General features: G+C 30.4%; 22 protein-coding genes. All 22 read left to right on the top strand.

Features of this window, described 5'->3' with window-relative positions:
- Nucleotides 1-205: 205 nt before the first annotated feature.
- Nucleotides 206-1,420 carry a putative phage abortive infection protein gene (locus ACX6U0_RS20090; protein WP_464961635.1) on the top strand — a complete coding sequence of 405 codons (1,215 nt, stop codon included), beginning with the start codon at nt 206-208 and terminating at the stop codon, nt 1,418-1,420.
- 83 nt (nt 1,421-1,503) lie between these two features.
- Nucleotides 1,504-2,028, top strand: a complete 525-nt coding sequence (locus ACX6U0_RS20085) for a sigma-70 family RNA polymerase sigma factor (protein ID WP_464961634.1) — start codon at nt 1,504-1,506, stop codon at nt 2,026-2,028.
- Nucleotides 2,029-2,065: 37 nt separating this feature from the next.
- Nucleotides 2,066-2,947, top strand: coding sequence for a hypothetical protein (locus ACX6U0_RS20080; RefSeq protein WP_464961633.1), 882 nt, complete (start codon nt 2,066-2,068; stop codon nt 2,945-2,947).
- A gap of 86 nt (nt 2,948-3,033) precedes the next feature.
- Entirely contained in the window at nt 3,034-3,906 is an 873-nt protein-coding gene (locus ACX6U0_RS20075) for a hypothetical protein (protein ID WP_464961632.1), read from the top strand.
- An 11-nt stretch (nt 3,907-3,917) separates the two neighbouring features.
- The gene (locus ACX6U0_RS20070; protein WP_464961631.1) at nt 3,918-4,256 is read left to right on the top strand and encodes an STAS-like domain-containing protein; all 339 of its coding nucleotides are present in this window, start codon (nt 3,918-3,920) and stop codon (nt 4,254-4,256) included.
- Nucleotides 4,249-4,797: a PIN domain-containing protein gene (locus tag ACX6U0_RS20065; RefSeq protein WP_464961630.1), complete on the top strand. Its 549-nt coding sequence runs from the start codon at nt 4,249-4,251 to the stop codon at nt 4,795-4,797. Before ACX6U0_RS20070 ends, ACX6U0_RS20065 begins: the two co-directional genes overlap by 8 nt.
- A 149-nt stretch (nt 4,798-4,946) precedes the next feature.
- Nucleotides 4,947-5,435 carry a hypothetical protein gene (locus ACX6U0_RS20060; protein ID WP_464961629.1) on the top strand — a complete coding sequence of 163 codons (489 nt, stop codon included), beginning with the start codon at nt 4,947-4,949 and terminating at the stop codon, nt 5,433-5,435.
- Nucleotides 5,436-5,580: 145 nt separating this feature from the next.
- The gene (locus ACX6U0_RS20055; protein ID WP_464961628.1) at nt 5,581-6,051 is read left to right on the top strand and encodes a hypothetical protein; all 471 of its coding nucleotides are present in this window, start codon (nt 5,581-5,583) and stop codon (nt 6,049-6,051) included.
- A gap of 225 nt (nt 6,052-6,276) precedes the next feature.
- Entirely contained in the window at nt 6,277-6,588 is a 312-nt protein-coding gene (locus ACX6U0_RS20050; protein WP_464961627.1) for an HNH endonuclease, read from the top strand.
- 107 nt (nt 6,589-6,695) lie between these two features.
- Complete coding sequence (locus ACX6U0_RS20045; RefSeq protein WP_464961626.1) at nt 6,696-7,892, top strand: hypothetical protein; 1,197 nt, start codon at nt 6,696-6,698, stop codon at nt 7,890-7,892.
- A 214-nt stretch (nt 7,893-8,106) separates the two neighbouring features.
- Nucleotides 8,107-8,604, top strand: coding sequence for a P27 family phage terminase small subunit (locus tag ACX6U0_RS20040; RefSeq protein ID WP_464961625.1), 498 nt, complete (start codon nt 8,107-8,109; stop codon nt 8,602-8,604).
- Nucleotides 8,588-10,237 (top strand): terminase TerL endonuclease subunit, encoded by a 1,650-nt coding sequence (locus ACX6U0_RS20035; RefSeq protein ID WP_464961624.1) that lies wholly within the window; start codon nt 8,588-8,590, stop codon nt 10,235-10,237. Before ACX6U0_RS20040 ends, ACX6U0_RS20035 begins: the two co-directional genes overlap by 17 nt.
- A 15-nt stretch (nt 10,238-10,252) precedes the next feature.
- Nucleotides 10,253-11,428, top strand: coding sequence for a phage portal protein (locus ACX6U0_RS20030; RefSeq protein ID WP_464961623.1), 1,176 nt, complete (start codon nt 10,253-10,255; stop codon nt 11,426-11,428).
- Complete coding sequence (locus ACX6U0_RS20025; protein WP_464961622.1) at nt 11,415-12,128, top strand: head maturation protease, ClpP-related; 714 nt, start codon at nt 11,415-11,417, stop codon at nt 12,126-12,128. Before ACX6U0_RS20030 ends, ACX6U0_RS20025 begins: the two co-directional genes overlap by 14 nt.
- Nucleotides 12,129-12,165: 37 nt before the next feature.
- Nucleotides 12,166-13,392, top strand: coding sequence for a phage major capsid protein (locus tag ACX6U0_RS20020; protein ID WP_464961621.1), 1,227 nt, complete (start codon nt 12,166-12,168; stop codon nt 13,390-13,392).
- A 34-nt stretch (nt 13,393-13,426) separates the two neighbouring features.
- On the top strand, nt 13,427-13,666 hold the full coding sequence (locus ACX6U0_RS20015) for a hypothetical protein (RefSeq protein WP_464961620.1): 240 nt from the start codon (nt 13,427-13,429) through the stop codon (nt 13,664-13,666).
- Nucleotides 13,667-13,674: 8 nt separating this feature from the next.
- Nucleotides 13,675-13,968: a phage head-tail connector protein gene (locus tag ACX6U0_RS20010; protein WP_464961619.1), complete on the top strand. Its 294-nt coding sequence runs from the start codon at nt 13,675-13,677 to the stop codon at nt 13,966-13,968.
- Nucleotides 13,952-14,302, top strand: a complete 351-nt coding sequence (locus ACX6U0_RS20005; protein WP_464961618.1) for a phage head closure protein — start codon at nt 13,952-13,954, stop codon at nt 14,300-14,302. Before ACX6U0_RS20010 ends, ACX6U0_RS20005 begins: the two co-directional genes overlap by 17 nt.
- The gene (locus ACX6U0_RS20000) at nt 14,295-14,699 is read left to right on the top strand and encodes a hypothetical protein (RefSeq protein ID WP_464961617.1); all 405 of its coding nucleotides are present in this window, start codon (nt 14,295-14,297) and stop codon (nt 14,697-14,699) included. Before ACX6U0_RS20005 ends, ACX6U0_RS20000 begins: the two co-directional genes overlap by 8 nt.
- A complete protein-coding gene (locus ACX6U0_RS19995) occupies nt 14,683-15,114 on the top strand; it encodes a hypothetical protein (RefSeq protein WP_464961616.1) in 432 nt (143 codons plus the stop codon). The genes ACX6U0_RS20000 and ACX6U0_RS19995 overlap by 17 nt, the downstream gene beginning before the upstream one ends.
- Nucleotides 15,114-15,698, top strand: a complete 585-nt coding sequence (locus tag ACX6U0_RS19990; RefSeq protein ID WP_464961615.1) for a phage tail protein — start codon at nt 15,114-15,116, stop codon at nt 15,696-15,698. The genes ACX6U0_RS19995 and ACX6U0_RS19990 overlap by 1 nt, the downstream gene beginning before the upstream one ends.
- Before the next feature lie 72 nt (nt 15,699-15,770).
- The gene (locus ACX6U0_RS19985; protein ID WP_464961614.1) at nt 15,771-16,229 is read left to right on the top strand and encodes a hypothetical protein; all 459 of its coding nucleotides are present in this window, start codon (nt 15,771-15,773) and stop codon (nt 16,227-16,229) included.
- The last annotated feature ends 37 nt before the right edge of the window (nt 16,230-16,266 follow it).

Below are 16,266 nucleotides of genomic sequence, written 5' to 3'. Positions count from 1 at the left end.
GTTAACAGTTTATATTTTTTTAATTATCTTGATTTATTTTTCGTCAATAATTTTTCCGAAAAATAAATTAAAGTATCTTTCAATCCTAAAATCAATTAGGTTTCCAGATGAATTAAAAACTAATAACTTAGAGAATAAGGAGAAGAATAAAGGAAATAAGAATTAATTTTTTATTTATAAAACTCTTTGGTGAGGAGGATGAATTATGACTAAGGATAATAAACAAAAAAAAATAAGTTTTCTGAGAAAAGAAACTTGGATAGTGATCTTTGGGATATTTATTGCATTTTTTGGAATAGCGTCGCCATTTTATATTTTTTATAGAATTGGTAAGCCTTATAAAATTACTTCATTTCAAGAAATTGGTGTAGTAGGGGATTTTTTTGGTGGAACCTCAGTAGGATTATTATCGTTTGCTAGTATGATTTTTGTTTTTGCTGCAATAGTTATGCAAAAAGAAGAATTGTCTTTGCAACGAGAAGAAGTGGAAAAAACAAGAAAAGAATTTGAAATTACTAATGAAACAATGAAAAAGCAACAATTTGACAGTACGTTTTTCAATATGATTAATTTGCATCACAATATTCTTAATGAAATTAAATTAGAAGATTTATCTGGTAGAGCAGTAATACAAAAATTATATCAAGATTTGATAGTTAACTATGGTAATGAGGCATATAAAAAACACATGGTTAACCTTTTGAATGGATTGCATAATGAAAATATTGATTATATAAATAGTCTAACCGATATTCTTTATAAAGTTGATCTTAAAGAAAAGTATATTAGGGATTATATTGATTATTATACTCCACCATATAATGAGGAATTAGAAGATTATGACTTTTCGGAGTATAATAGATTTGTAGAAACTGTTGAAAATGATACTAATCCCCATTGGTTGAAATTTTATAATGCCGAAAAGAATGATTATTACAACGTAAATATTAAAAATAATAAAAAAAATAGCCTAAAGTTCTTAAATGAATTAAACTTTAAACATTATTTTGATAAAGAATACAAAATAGATCACGAATTTTTTTATAAATTCATAGATTCCTTTTATGAAAATCCCTTACAAATTCTTAAATTTAATACTTGTGAAGAACTTTATAAAAAGTATGAAAACTTAATTGGTCACTATTATAGAAACTTATATCGTATTATAAAATTGATACAAAACCACACTTTTAGCGATAATGAGGCTATAAATAACGAAGAAAAAAGACAGTATAGGGGTATACTAAGAGCTCAACTTTCATCATATGAACTTTTAATGATTTTTTACAATGTTATTTATTCAAATAAGGGCGAGAAGTTTAAGAATCTTCTGCAAGATACTAATTTTTTTGATGATCATTTAATTGAAGAAGATTTTATTTGGAAAAATGATAAAAGGGAATTAAAAAAACTTAATTAATATTCTACCAGTAAACTGGAGGACACTAAATGAACGCTTTGCGTTTGTTTGGTGTCTTTTTTGTTTTAAAAGGAGTGATAATTATGGAAAAACTTTTAATAGAATACAAGGTTACAAGAAAAAAAATAAAAAGACTTATAGAATCAGCAAAAGAAAATCTATTAAAAGATTTCAATGAAGGACAAGTCGAATACATTAAAAGTTTAGGTGAAATTATTAGCGATATGAACTATTCAATCGAATGGATGGAAACTGGGAAAAGACCAGGCTTAAGGCGTGGTATTGAACGAAGAGCAGCTTTTCAGAGGGAAAAGGCAATGAATCCTTTAATTATGCAAAAATACTTCCAATCGATAGAAACAGAGTATAGTTGGGATTTAGAAGTAAAAAAGGATGGAGTTACAAACAGCGAAAGAATGCAAATTATAGATGCTTTAAGTGTATTAACAGAAAGAGAGAAAGAGATTTATTTAATGAGTCGAGGTCATTGTTTATCATTTCAACAAATAGCAAATTACTTAAATATAAGTAAATCAACAGTACAACAAAATATTAAACGCGCCGATAATAAAATAGGCGTGATTATTAATAAGGCCTCTTCGTTATAAACGTATGAGGTTCTTTATTTTTAGGAGGGGTTATATAATGAATACTTACAATGCATCATTTGAATTAATAGATTTTGATGATAATAAGATAATCTTAGGGTTAACTACAAATATTTATTTTAAAGTTTTAAATTCTTATGTAATGTATGTTAGAAATATATCTGAGAATTATGGAGAGTTAATAATAAAAACTCATGCGGATAATTTACAAGGAGCGAGGCTTAATATAAAAACAAGTTTAAGTATATTATCATTCTTATTCGGGTTTGATCTTCAAGCCTCGAATGAAATAAATATTAATGAGCAAGCCAATGTTGAGATTTTAACAGAATCCAATACGAAAAATAAAAATATAGGAAATATTAGAATATTTGAAGACTTTCTTAAAAAGATGAGTTCTGAAGAAAATAATAAAGCAATTGTTTCAATAAACTACTTTGCTAGATCTTTAAGGTTGGTAGATTTAGCTCTTTACGAAGAAGCATTTTTAACATATTACAAATGCTGTGAAATAATCTATGAGCATGAATATAAAAAAAATTATGGTAATTCCATTGAAACAAGTATTGATAATTTACTTGATAACTTTTTGATAAATAATTTTAATGAGGAATATAAGGGCGTAGGCAACGATTTAGAAGCGCACACTAAAATTACTGAAATTTTAAAGAAACTAGTAACAGCTAGAAGAAAGTTAATTAAAGTAATGGAATTATACTCACTTGACAATTCTGATAATAGAGCAGGAAATATAGTATCAAAAAGAAATAAAGTTGGAGCACATGCAACGTCCAAAATTGAAACAATTAATTTTAATCTAGTTAATGATGTTGGCCATTTAGCTCACCAGTTAATAACGAAATTTATTACGAATAACCAACATTTTTTAATTGAAGTAAATGGAAGAAAAGATTGGTAATTAATAAATTAATTTTTGAAGTTTTCATTTTTTATTTGATATAAAATTTGTTCTAAAATAGAAGGGAAAATTTAAGGTGATAAAGAATGAATAAAGTAACTATTCTTGTACCTAGAAAAGTTGAAAATACTTTAGATGGATTTAATTTTTTTAATGATTTATTTGTTAAAATTAATACGATTTATAATTGTAAGATTATACTTGATTTTAAAAACACAAGATGGTTTGAGGCTAATTTAGTAGCTGTTTTAGGCGCATGGTTAGAACATTGCTGGAAAAATGGGAATATAGTTTCATTTGACAAAGCATCGAATTCAATAAGAACTGTGTTTATGAAAAACGGTTTTTATAAATACTATAGTTTAGGAAATGTGGATGATGTATATCACTCAACAATTCAATATAAGATATTTAATGTTAATCAACAAAATGAATTTACAAAGTATATAATCGATGAAGTAATACCCAAAATAAGATTGGATGAGTTAACAAGTGTGGCAAACAGTTTTATTTCTAGTTTAGGTGAAATATTTGCTAACGTGAAAATTCATTCAAATAGTGATAAAGTAATAAGTTGTGGTCAATATTATTACAGCCATCAAAAGGTATGCTTTACAATTGTAGATATAGGAAACACTATAGGATTAAATGTTAGAAATAAATTTAATAATTCATTTATTAAGGATTGCGATGCAATTGATTGGGCAACAATTGAAGGAAATACCACGAAGGTAAAAGGAGAATTTGGTGGAATAGGACTACATATCATCGACGAATTTCTTCAAAAAAATGGAGGAACATTTCAAATTATTTCTGGATTTGGATATTGGGAAAAAACCAACAATATTATTAGTAAATTTGAAATGAATAATTACTTTCCAGGAACAATCGTTAATTTACAATCTAATTTAGTATATACGTTTGAGGTTGACGAATTTGATTTTGATATTCTATTTTGAGGAGTGACATAATGGTATTACTTAAAGTTAAAGAAATAATAGGTTCAAATTATGCTGTGGCACCTGACAGTGGCAACGATTTATATATGTTATTAAAAGAAAAATTACAAGAAAAAAAAGAGGTAGAATTAAGTTTTAAAAATATTGATCAGATGACTACAGCTTTTTTAAATAATGGCATTGCAAAACTTTATAATGATTTTACTTCATATGAATTAAATACATATCTTAAAATAATTGATATAAATCCATTGGATACATATTTGTTAAAAAAAGTAATATCTAGAGCTAAGTTGAAATTAGAAAATGATTTAATTGAAAATATTAATGGAGAATTTGGAAATGATTAAATCACCGATTCATATAAGTAAAATTATTCCTAAAAAAGAAGACAAGTATTTTTTTGATACAAATATTTGGATGCATTTGTTTTGTAGTGTTGGAAATTATTATGAGAACCATGTTAATGCTTATAATACTTTCTTTAGAAAAGTGTTAGAGGCTAATTCTTTAATATTTACTACATCATTGCAACTTTCTGAATTTTTTAATGCATATTGTAAAGTTGAGTATAATATCCTTAAAGCTAGTAAATCTAGCGACTATGATTATAAAAGAGACTTTAGAAAATCAAATGAATTTGAGGAAGTTATTGAGATATTACAATTAATAGTTTCGGATAGAATTCTTAAAAATTCTATTAAACTTAATGATAATTTTAATGATTATGATATTAATGATTTATTTAAAGAAAAAAGAGATTTTGATTTTAATGATCAATACTTTTTAAAACAATGTTTAGATAATTCTATTAAAATAGTAACTCATGATAAGGATTTTTTTGCATTTTCAAATGAAATTGATATATTAACAAATCATTTTATAAAATAACAATTTGTCATACGAATGCCAACTATAAATGAATACTATTTTTAATGTTCTTCCCCATAAAGTGCTTAACTTAATTGTTGGGCTCTTTTTTTAAAGGATATATTCTGTTTTTGTCGAAAGTTTTAGTGAAAGCGAGGGAATAAATTTTTATGCCTAATGAATTTGAAGTAATTACAAATGAAAAGTTTGCTTTTATGCAAAAGGCTACACCAGAACAAATCGCAATTGCCTATGATTTTATTAAAATCGTATTTAATGATGATATTAATAAATTTTGGGATTTTCTTTCAACAATGGATCAATCTAGAATATATGGTCTATATGAAGCTAATTTGCATTATGACGATTCAATAAACCTTCAAGAACTGTTAATTGAAATTAGAGAATCAGTTAGGGGCAAATACATCAAGGTAAAAGAAAACGCGGGTATTTCATCTACTGCAAGATTTACACATGATGGTGAAATATATATGTATCTTTTTGAAGACATAGATGTATCAATAACTTACATAGCAGAAACTCCTGCAAATGTATTTCCAATAGTGTTAGCTCCTGATGTTAAAGTAAAAGACGAACAATTCATTTTAGAATATAAAGTTCGTGTTTATGATGACAAATTTAGAAATCTATCATTCTAACAATAAGCACCCGATTGGGTGCTTTTTATCATTTAAAACGAACATAAAACATATAAAAAACAAATCTAATATAATACTTAACTTAAAAAGTTCTGCTTTCATCCGATAAGAATATGTTGGGAAATTTATTAGGAGGAAGAAGTTTATGGATTTTATTCAAATCATCAAAATATTAATCAGTTGGATAACCGATTTATTTACCAACCCAATTATGATGGCGGTTGGTATAATTACTGGAGTATTAGTAACTATTTATGGCATTTGGATAACGAAATTAGGAGGAACACCAGAAAATACCATATGGGAAAAGATTGAAAAATGCGCTAATCAAGTGGCTTCTGGTTTTACATTAGTAGGTGCATTCATTGTATTACTGTCTCTTGCTACAACTGATTCAATCATCGGTAATTGGAAGTGGTTAATAATTGTTCTAGGAGCACCTCTTGTTGTTTATTCTGCTTATGTTGGTTTTTACGCGAAATTTTTTGAATCTAAAGCAAGAAAGAAGTGGAATATTCAAAAACCAAAGACTGAACCTTTATATGTATCTGCTTTTATTTTCGCTGGTTTAACTATTTTAGCATTCTATATAGCATATTTGATTAAAGTAAATTGACCGTTCAATAATTGAACGGTTTTTTTATTAACATTAATAAAGAATTCTTTTTCAAAAAATGATTTAGGTATAAATTCATTTAAAAGTCATTTAAACCTAGAACACTTTCAAAATGATATTTTGCACTACGAATATATTAAGAGGAAAAGAGGCTAAGGGAAACTCTTAAGTCTGTTTTATTTGGTGCTAAACATAAAAATATGTGTTACAAGGGGGAAGGAATTGATGACTAAAGAATTAGTTCAATTTATTAAAGAGGATAAGTTAATAAAATTCTATAAATCAAGTAAATGGTTGTCTTTAAGAAAATTGGCTTTAATTCGTGATAATTATGAATGTCAGATTTGCAAAAGTAAAGGGAAATTTCATAAGGCGGAAAATGTGCATCACAAGAAAGAAGTGAAGACAAATCCATCCTTAGCTTTGGACTTAAACAATCTTGAATGTCTATGCATTCGATGTCATAACGAAGTGCATAAGAGGTTAGAAAAGTATTTGTCAAGGAAATCATATTTTACTAATGAAGAAAAGTGGTGAAATTAAAATTTTGTCGAAAATTAAAGAGAAAATGAAGATAAAGGAGGAAAAATGTCATGGTTAATAGAATATATTATCTCATAAAAAAATAGTAGGGATGTTGAAAAATGGAGATATTAGAAGAACTTAAAGAAATCCATCCGAATCTAAAGTACGAATATGACGATGGTTTAATTTATGTTTCTGGTATACAAGGAAATACCAGTACACAATTAATTATTGACCCAGATGATAGTGACGAAGAAGGAGACTTAAATAATTTTAAAGTATTGCCTTTATCGGAAATGATATTATTGCAAGATATAAATGGGTTCTATTTTGATAAAACTCTGGAAATTAGTTTAGATGTTTCTCAAGTTAGAAAAAGGATGCAGACTAAACATAGGTTAAGGCAGCCCTTAGAAATAAAAATTAATTATAACTCTACACCGTTGGAAATAAGTATTTCTAGAATTGACGGTACGATGGTGGATAATTTTAATAAATTAGTGGTTGGTCAAAGAGGAAGATTTGTTCTTACAATTAAAAATTTTGAATATCGGAATACAGACGCTTTTGTAACTGAATTACGTGATTTAATTAACTGTATTATATTTGATGTGAATTATAATTTAGATGTACTATTTGAACCAATTTCGGTTGAAAGTAAACGTAGAATCGGGGTAAAAATTAATAGAAAAAACATACCACCAATGACGCTAACATATAAGAAGTATCAACCAGAATTAATTGAATATTTTAGAATTGCTCACCAAATGGATTATCTACCATTTAAATATTTATGTTATTTTCATATTATAGAGTATTTTATGGATAAGAGCGCGTTTTTATCAGCATCCCAAAAAATTAAGGAAATGATCCTTAAACCTGATTTCCATTTGAACATGGATAAATATGTAGGAGATGCCCTAAATATCTTAAAAAAAGAAAGTGATCGACATCAAACAGACTTAAATAAGATAGAAAGGGTTTTAGTCCAATTTTTAGAGAAAGATGAAATATTTACTTTTTTAGAAGAAAATAGTTTATTGGGCACATTTAATTTAACGACTACAATTACTTGTGGAGATAAACAATTAAAACTTCCACCTTTGAAAAAGGAAGATAAAAAAGATGAGTTTATGAGAAATCTTTCAAAACGTATTTATTCATTGAGATGTTCAATTGTTCATTCAAACCCTGACTTTGATGAAAAAAAGGCCATACCATTTGTAGCAAACCGTACTAACCTTGAAAAATTGCAGACTGAAATAATTCTTATTGAAGAAACAGCTAAAACAATAATTCTAAAAACTTCTTTATAATAATAATGAAAAGAGCATACTTTATAGCTCTTTTTTTTATATACCCCCGTGTAAAAACTTTCAAGGTTTTAAGGGAAACGTTTCAACGGGAAGGGTACGTCGGTGAAAATAAATTTGCACCTTTTATGCGACTAGGGGGGGCAGAAAATGCACCTAGTTGCATTTGAATAAAAAACCAGTAAAATTTCTTTCAAAAAAGGCAGGTGAAAAGGATGTGGAAAAGAAACATGAATTAGCGAAAATCGATTATTTAAACGGACTTTCACTCAAAATCATTGCCGAAAAATACGATACACCACTCAATACCGTGAAAAGTTGGAAAAGAAGACACAAGTGGAACGATTTAACCGCACCTAAAGAGGGTGCAACACCCCCTGTGGTCGAAGTGGTTGCACCTACAAAAAAACTTCGGGAAATAATCCGAAAGAGCCTACTTGATCAATTATCCTCCAATAGTCGAACTGAACCGCATTACGTGGATCTAGTCGAAGATTATATGTCGCTTTGGGATATTAAGAACAAATTAATCGAAGACATCAAAGAACGAGGGGTAACGGTTACGTGGACAAATGGAAAACAATCAGGAAAAAAGAAAAATGATAGTGTTTCTGAATTAAATAAAACAAATATGCAGATGTTAAAGCTTCTAGCGGAATTAGGTTTAAAGGCAACAGAGATAGATAAGGATGATGAAGATGATGAAGACCTGTAAGTATCATCACTATATAGATGAATATATGAAAATGGTCGAGTCAGGGGAAATTGAAACATGCAAAGAACAAAAACAACTAATTGATTTTTTAAAATGGAAGTTAGATCAACCAGGTGTAGTTATCGATTCCGAAGCGATTGAAAATTCAGTCAGTGCGCCAGCTCCATATTTTCCAATTGAGCTTTTTCCTTGGCAGCGATTTATTAATGCATTTATTTATGGTGTGAAAAATGCAGATGGTGATTTACTGTTCGATGAATTTTTTATTGAATTAGGGCGTGGAGCAGGGAAAAACGGTTATATTTCATACAATAGTTTTTTTATGATGAGTGGTCACCATGGAGTACCTGAGTATGACATTGATATTGTTGCTACTTCTGAAAAACAAGCGAAAACGTCATTTGAAGATGTTTATAACGTATTAGATTCAAAGCAAAATGCGAAGAAATTAAAAAAGGTATTCAAAGCGACTAAAGTACTGATTCAGCATAAGAAAACAAAGTCAAAAATGGAGTTTAACACCTCGAACGCTCGCACAAAAGATGGTAAACGAAGTGGTGTAGTTATATTTGATGAAATACATGAGTATGACGATTACAGCACTATTAAGGTATTTACGTCTGGTCTTGGAAAAAAGAAATTTCCACGAATTTTTTATATTACGACAGATGGCACGGTAAGAGGTGGACCATTAGATGATTTAAAAGAAGAATCAAAAATGGTTTTAAATAAAGAATTACCAAACTCCACTTTATTTCCGTTTATTTGTAAATTAGATGATGCGACAGAGGTTGATGATGAAACAAAGTGGGAAAAAGCAAATCCTTCTTATCGTTATCGACACGACTTACAAAAGCAAATGAAAAAAGAGTATGACAAGATGCAGCGTAATAGCGCTATGCGTATGGAGTTCATGGCAAAACGAATGAATTTGCCAATGGAGGATGTAAGGCGTGAAGTTGCTACTTACGATGATCGATTAGCAACAAATCAAGAAATTCCTGATCTAACTTCATTTGAAGCAATTGGCGGATTGGATTATGCGCAGATTAGAGACTTTTGTAGCGTGGGATTATTAATTAAAGCAAACAGTAAACGATACTGGCTACATCACACCTTCATGCATCATACAGCACCGAAAACGCAGGATATTAATCAAGACATTATTAATCTAGCAATTGAAAAAGGATTATTAACAGTTGTCTATGATGAATCAATCGGTGCAGAACATGTTGTATCATGGTTTATCGAAAAAGCTAAGACATACCGCATATTAAAAGTATGTATGGACGAACATAGATCATCTATTTTAAAAGAAAAATTTGAAGAAGCTGGATTAGAAATTGAAATTGTTCGTAAAGGATATATCACTCAAAGTAAACTATCACCACTTATCGATGAAATGTTTATTAAGAGAACAATTGTATTTGGTGATGATCCATTAATGCGCTGGTATGTTGGTAATGTTTACAAAGAAGAAAAAGGTAATGGAAATATTGAATATAAAAAAATAGACAAAGAAAAGCGAAAGACAGATGGATTTTTCGCATTTTTGCATGCCTTAAATAAAGATTCTGAGCTTGTTGAACGAACACAATTTATACCTGGAATGTTTAAGGCTAGAACATATTAGAAAGGTGGTGGCAAATTGGGACTAGTCAATTGGGTAAGAAGTTTCTTTGGAGATAGTAATAGTATCACTTTTTCAGAAGGTTACTATGAATTGGCAGTAGAATACTATTTTAAAAAATTGGCAGTAGAATCGTGTATTGATTTAATTGCTAAAACGATCACCCGATGTGAATTCCAAACTTTTGAAGAAGGTAAAGAATACCGTGGGGAAAACTACTATCTTCTAAATGTAGCACCTAACCAAAATCAAAATGCAAGCGAATTTTTACACAGCCTTGTTAATCATTTATATATGAATAATGAGTGTATAGTCGTAATGCAAGATAATATGCTGTATATCGCCGATAGCTTTACCAAAAAAGAGTTTGCGATGAAAGAGAACATCTATAATGATGTCACAGTTGGAGACTTTACTTTTAACAAAGCGTTCTATGAATCTGAAGTCATTCATCTAAAACTAAATGATCGTAATATCATGAAAGTAATAGATGGACTCTATGAAAGTTATGGAAAACTCTTAGCATCAGCTATGAGTATATACAAGCGTTCGAATGCTAAAAGAGTAGTATTAAAAGGGGATTTTTTAAGACCTCAAACAGAATCGGAGCAACAACTTATTAACGAAATGTTCGACAAGCAGTTTAAAGCGTGGTTTGAAGCAGATACTGCTGGAGCTGTATTCCAATTACAAAAAGGTTATGAGCTAGAAGATATGAGCGGTTCGGGAAAAACAGGACAAGCTGCACAAAACAGTAGAGATATAAGGGCAATAGCTGACGATATTTTTGATTTTATATCAATGGCTTTCCATATACCTCGAGGATTATTGAAAGGTGATCTAGCAGAAATTGAAAAACAAACAGATAATTTTCTAATGTTTTGTGTAAACCCTCTAGCAGAATTAATTGCAGATGAGTTCAATAAGAAGATGTTTACTAAACAACAATATCTATCTAGAACTTATTTAAAGTTAGACACAACTAGAATTAAAGTACTTGATGTCGTTTCACTAGCAACAGCTTTTGATAAGTTATTCGCAATTGGTGTGAACACCATCAATGATAATTTACGTTTGTTAGGAAGAGAGACAATCGATGATGCATACGCAAACCAACGATATGTAACTAAAAACTACCAAACTATTGAAAATGTCAATGATACGAAAGGAGGTGGAGAAAATGAAAATGCGTAGATTTAAAAATGAAAATATGAATAAACTTCCAGAAATTCCAAAAGTGTTTAAAAATGAAGTTGTTGAAGAGGGAGTTAAAACCAAACTAACAATTTATGGAGACATTGGAGAGTCGTGGTGGGGAGAATCTGTCTCTGCTGTAGATGTTAAACGAGCATTAGAAGCAATTACTACCGACAAACTAGATGTCCATATTAATAGTTACGGCGGTGATGTTTTTGACGGTATAGCAATCTATAATCAATTAAAAAATCATTCTGCTGAAATAACTGTTTATATCGACGGCGTTGCTGCTAGTGCAGCATCACTTATCGCAATGGCAGGTAATACTATCATTATGAATACTGGCGGTCAATTAATGATTCATGAAGCTTCAACTTACGCATGGGGTAATAAAGGCGAGATTAAGAAGACTTTAAACGCACTTGAGAGTATTGATAAATCAATAGCCGATATTTATATGACTCGATTTGCAGGAGAAAGAGCAGAAATTGAAACAATGATCGTTAATGAGACATGGTTTACTGCAAATGAAGCAGTTGATGTTGGACTAGCTGACAAGATTCATGAAGCGGTAAAAGAAAATGAAATCAATGCAGAAGAATTTAAAAATAATGTATTAGCGAGATTTCGTAATCAAAAGCAAAATAAATCAAATTCAAATATATTAGCAAAGCTAAAACGCAATTCAAATGAATAAGCGTTTTTATTTTGCCTAAAAATTGGAGGAAGTAAAAGTGAAGAAGGTAAATCAAAAGCAAAAAGTATTAACTAATAAAGGATTAAAGCTTAATTTACAATTATTTGCAGGTATTAAAAGTTTAGATAATCCGGTTATTGCTGATAAACAGAATCAAATTTTAGCAATGCAACAAGCATTTGAAGATGGCGATGCACAAACTGTAGCAGAACGTATTGTAAACAATATGGAAAATAATATGGTTCACATTCAAGAAATGATGAACTCAATCATTAAAGAAGCTAATCAAGCTAAAAATGAAAATTGGGATGCACAAGTATTAGCTTCTCGTGGTGTACGAGTTCTTACAAACGAGGAAAAGAAATTCTACAACGCAGCAATTGAAGCTCAATCATTTGATGAAGTTCATAAGCTGATGCCTCCTACTATATTTTCAAGGGTTTTCGAAGATTTAGAAAAAGAACATCCTTTATTATCATTAGTAAACTTACAAACTACTGGAGCAGTTACGCAATGGGTACTTCGTAAACCAGGTGCATCAACAGCATTTTGGGGCGATGTAACGGCAGCTATCCAAGAAATGCTGGACGAAGGATTCCAAACAGTTGAAATGGGAATGTTCAAACTTAGTGGTTTCTTAGTTGTTGCAAAAGCAATGTTTGAATTAGGTCCTGATTGGTTAGATAAATATGTTCGTACATTTATGAAAGAGGTTGTGGCTGAAGAACTTGAAGATGCGATTGTAAATGGTACAGGGAACAAGCAACCAATTGGTATGACTCGTGATCTAAATGCTCCAGTAACTAACGGTGTTTATTCTTTAAAAACGCCAGTTGTACTAAATGATTTTTCACCACAAACGATTGGAAAAGAAATTTTAGCTCCTACAACAAAAGGTGGAACAAGAAGATATACAGGGGTTACATTGATCGTGAATCCACTAGATTACGCTTCTAAATTCTTCGCTTTAGGAGCAAAACAAAAAGATGATGGTACATGGACTTATAATAGCTTTGCTGTTCCTGGACTGACAATTGTTCAATCTCCTGCAGTAAAGTTAAATCGTATGGTTGCTGGTCTACCAAAAGATTACTTCTTAGGTGTAGCAGCAGAACAAACACTTGAAACGACAGATGTATTAAGAATGATTGAAGACCAAAGGTTGTACTTAGTACGTCAATTAGCAAATGGTCGTCCATTAGATGCAGATTCATTTGTTGTTTTTGATATTACAAATATCGGTGACGGAATCCCAACACCTTAATTAAATAAACCTAAAGAATTGGAGACTGAACTATATGAGCTATCCAGTAATTACTGATTTTATTGAGCAAAAACATAAAAATACCCTTTACCGAAAAGGAGAAACATATCCTAAAAAGGGATTTAAAGCTAATTCCGAACGTGTTAAAGAACTCCAGTCCAAAAAAAATGCTTATAACACTCCTTTCCTTGGTAAAGAAAACGGGAATAACGAAGATCCAAGCCAAGAAGAAACTGGTCAATCAAATGATGAAAACCAATCTCCTACAAAATAGGTGATTAAATGGAGCTATTACTTGAAGAATTAAAAAGTCGATTACGCATAACTTGGAACGACGAAGATGAAACCTTAAAAACTCAACTATCAAATGGAAAGGCGTACCTAACTGAAATGACAGGTGCGTCTTTTGATTATGAAAAAGAAGAGACTGCTAAAGAACTTCTGATTGAAAGATGTCGCTATGTCTATAACAATGCAGCCGACGAATTTGAAATGAATTTCCAAGCAGGGTTATCAAGATTAATTATAAAGGTAGCAATAGGTAAGGCTGGTGTGATAAATGAAAGCACATCGTGAAACGTATAATGATGGTTTTTTGCAGTATGGTCAAAACGAAACGCAACGTTCATTAAAAGGAAAAAGGATAGGGAATGGATTTCAAATAGAAGGAAAGTTGGCTTTTAAAGTACTATCTTGCCGAGAAAGTGATTATCAAATGGCAGGGATATTTGGAGCTAGTTTAGATTTAAAGGTTAAAGCTCCTTTCCCACCTTCTTTTCAAAGAATGAATAAAAATAAGTTAAAAGTAGGAATTGATGGAACTGAATACGATGTCATTAAAGTGGATCATGACTCTAATAAAATGAACCTCTATTTCTATTTACAAGCAGTAGGTGAAAGTAATGAATGAAAAGGCAAAGAAGTTAATGAGTAAACAAATTCTATCACTTGTAGAATCCCTCACTACAAATTTTCAATTGCCAGTTTATGAAGATGAAGTAGCTGAGGATGAAGATAAGTCTTTACAAATAGAGGGTTATAACTGCTTTGTATATGAAACTGGAAGTTTTACTCTAGATGAAAATGTTTCAAAAGTATCTCAATCGTTAACCGTTTACTATTACTCTCAGAATAAAGATGATGTCGATGAACAAACACTCGATATTATAACAGTTATTAATAAAATAAACGCAATAACTTTTATTACTTCAGAAAAGCAAAGGTTACAGAAAAATGACACTGATCAATATTTAGATCGTGTCATACTCACGTTTAAGAGGGTGATACCTTTTGACCGTACAGTTTAATCTCAATTACACGCAAATTTCAGAACTTGAGCAAAAAATGATTCAGTTACCTGGAAAAATGGAAGATGTAATTAATAAAACGCTTCATTTTGATGGGATTAAAATTGCAACAAATGAAATTACGAAAGAAATGCCAGTATCAAGGAAACAAGGAAGATTTAGGCATAAAAACCATGCTAAAACGAGCAACTGGTCAAAAAGTGAAAAACACAATCTAGGTTTTACAATAAAGACCAAAGGTGGGGCTGCTGGTCGCTCAGGTAGTTTTGGTTACTTAGTGTTTCCAAATGAAGGACGTGGACCTCATAATCCATTAGAGCAACGATTTATGGAAAGTGGTTTAGACAAGGCAGTACCTAGAATTTTAAACAAGTTACATGAAAATATAGATAAGGTATTAGAGGAGGAATTTTAGTGGCTACAACAATTATTGAAGAATTCGATGCGGTGTCCATACGTAATGCAAGTATTCAATTTATTAAAAATGGTACTCAAGAACAAGGTACAAAATTTGGTTTAGTCGGTCAAATTGAAGGTGAAACTGAACTGTCTGAATTAGTTAAGAAGGTAGGTAATTTAGAAGTTAAGAAGGTTGTTAAACCTAATAAAATGAACTTAAAAGTAAGTGGTCATATTCCGGTTAAAGTTTTGCGTGATTATTTTGGATTATCGAATGCAAATTTAAAACCAGGTATTTACGCATACGGTACTTTATCTAAAGGTAATCGCTTTGTTTTCACTGCAGATGTAGTTGATGAGTTTGAAGATTTAGTTAAACTTATTGCATTTTCAAACTGTAATAATACTTCTGGTTTCAAAATTACAATTGAAAATGGTTCAGACGAAGTTGCCATGATGGAACTCGAGTTCACAGTTTTAGCTGATGATTTAGGAAACTTCTATTATGAAACATTAGTTGCTGAATTAAGTGATCAAACAGTTGCTGATCAATGGCATAAAGAATTTAAATCTGCATTAGTTACAATCCCTACACCTTAATTTAAATGAAAAGCTCCTATTTTAGGGGCTTTTTTTTATTGGAAAATTTACATTATCGAGGAGAGAGCAATCGTGCCAAAAATTGAACTTATTGAAATTAAAGATATGGATATTGTGCAAAACGAACAAGGTGAATTTATTCAGGTATATAAGGATGCGAAAAAAATTCCTTGTGTTATTACAAACCATGCAATGAAAAAGGCGAAGGACTTAGGATTAATCAACAGTTCTTTACTAGCTGATATTTTAAAGCTTCACAAATTAGAAGATGCAACTGTTGACGGAGAAGTTAATGTAGAGGCATTTGAACATTTAGATGAATTAGCTATGCAGAAAACAATTTATATCGGTTGTATAGGGGCAAATAAAAACCTAGGTTTAGACTTCGACGGGTTTCTTGAAAAATTCCATTATACAACTATGGAAACGATCGAAGCGTATATGAAAATCATTGAACCTACACTTTCAAACGATCCTAATCTATTTGCAGAAGCACTTAGAAAAAGTACGAGCGCTGAAAAAAAGGCGTAAAACCACCTGTTCTTAAAATTGAGTGCGTAGAAGACCT

Source organism: Gottfriedia sp. ABJ_BB2_2 (genome assembly GCF_055484705.1).
Note: the sequence above shows the minus strand (reverse complement) of the source record. Positions and strands in the feature narration are given on the sequence as shown.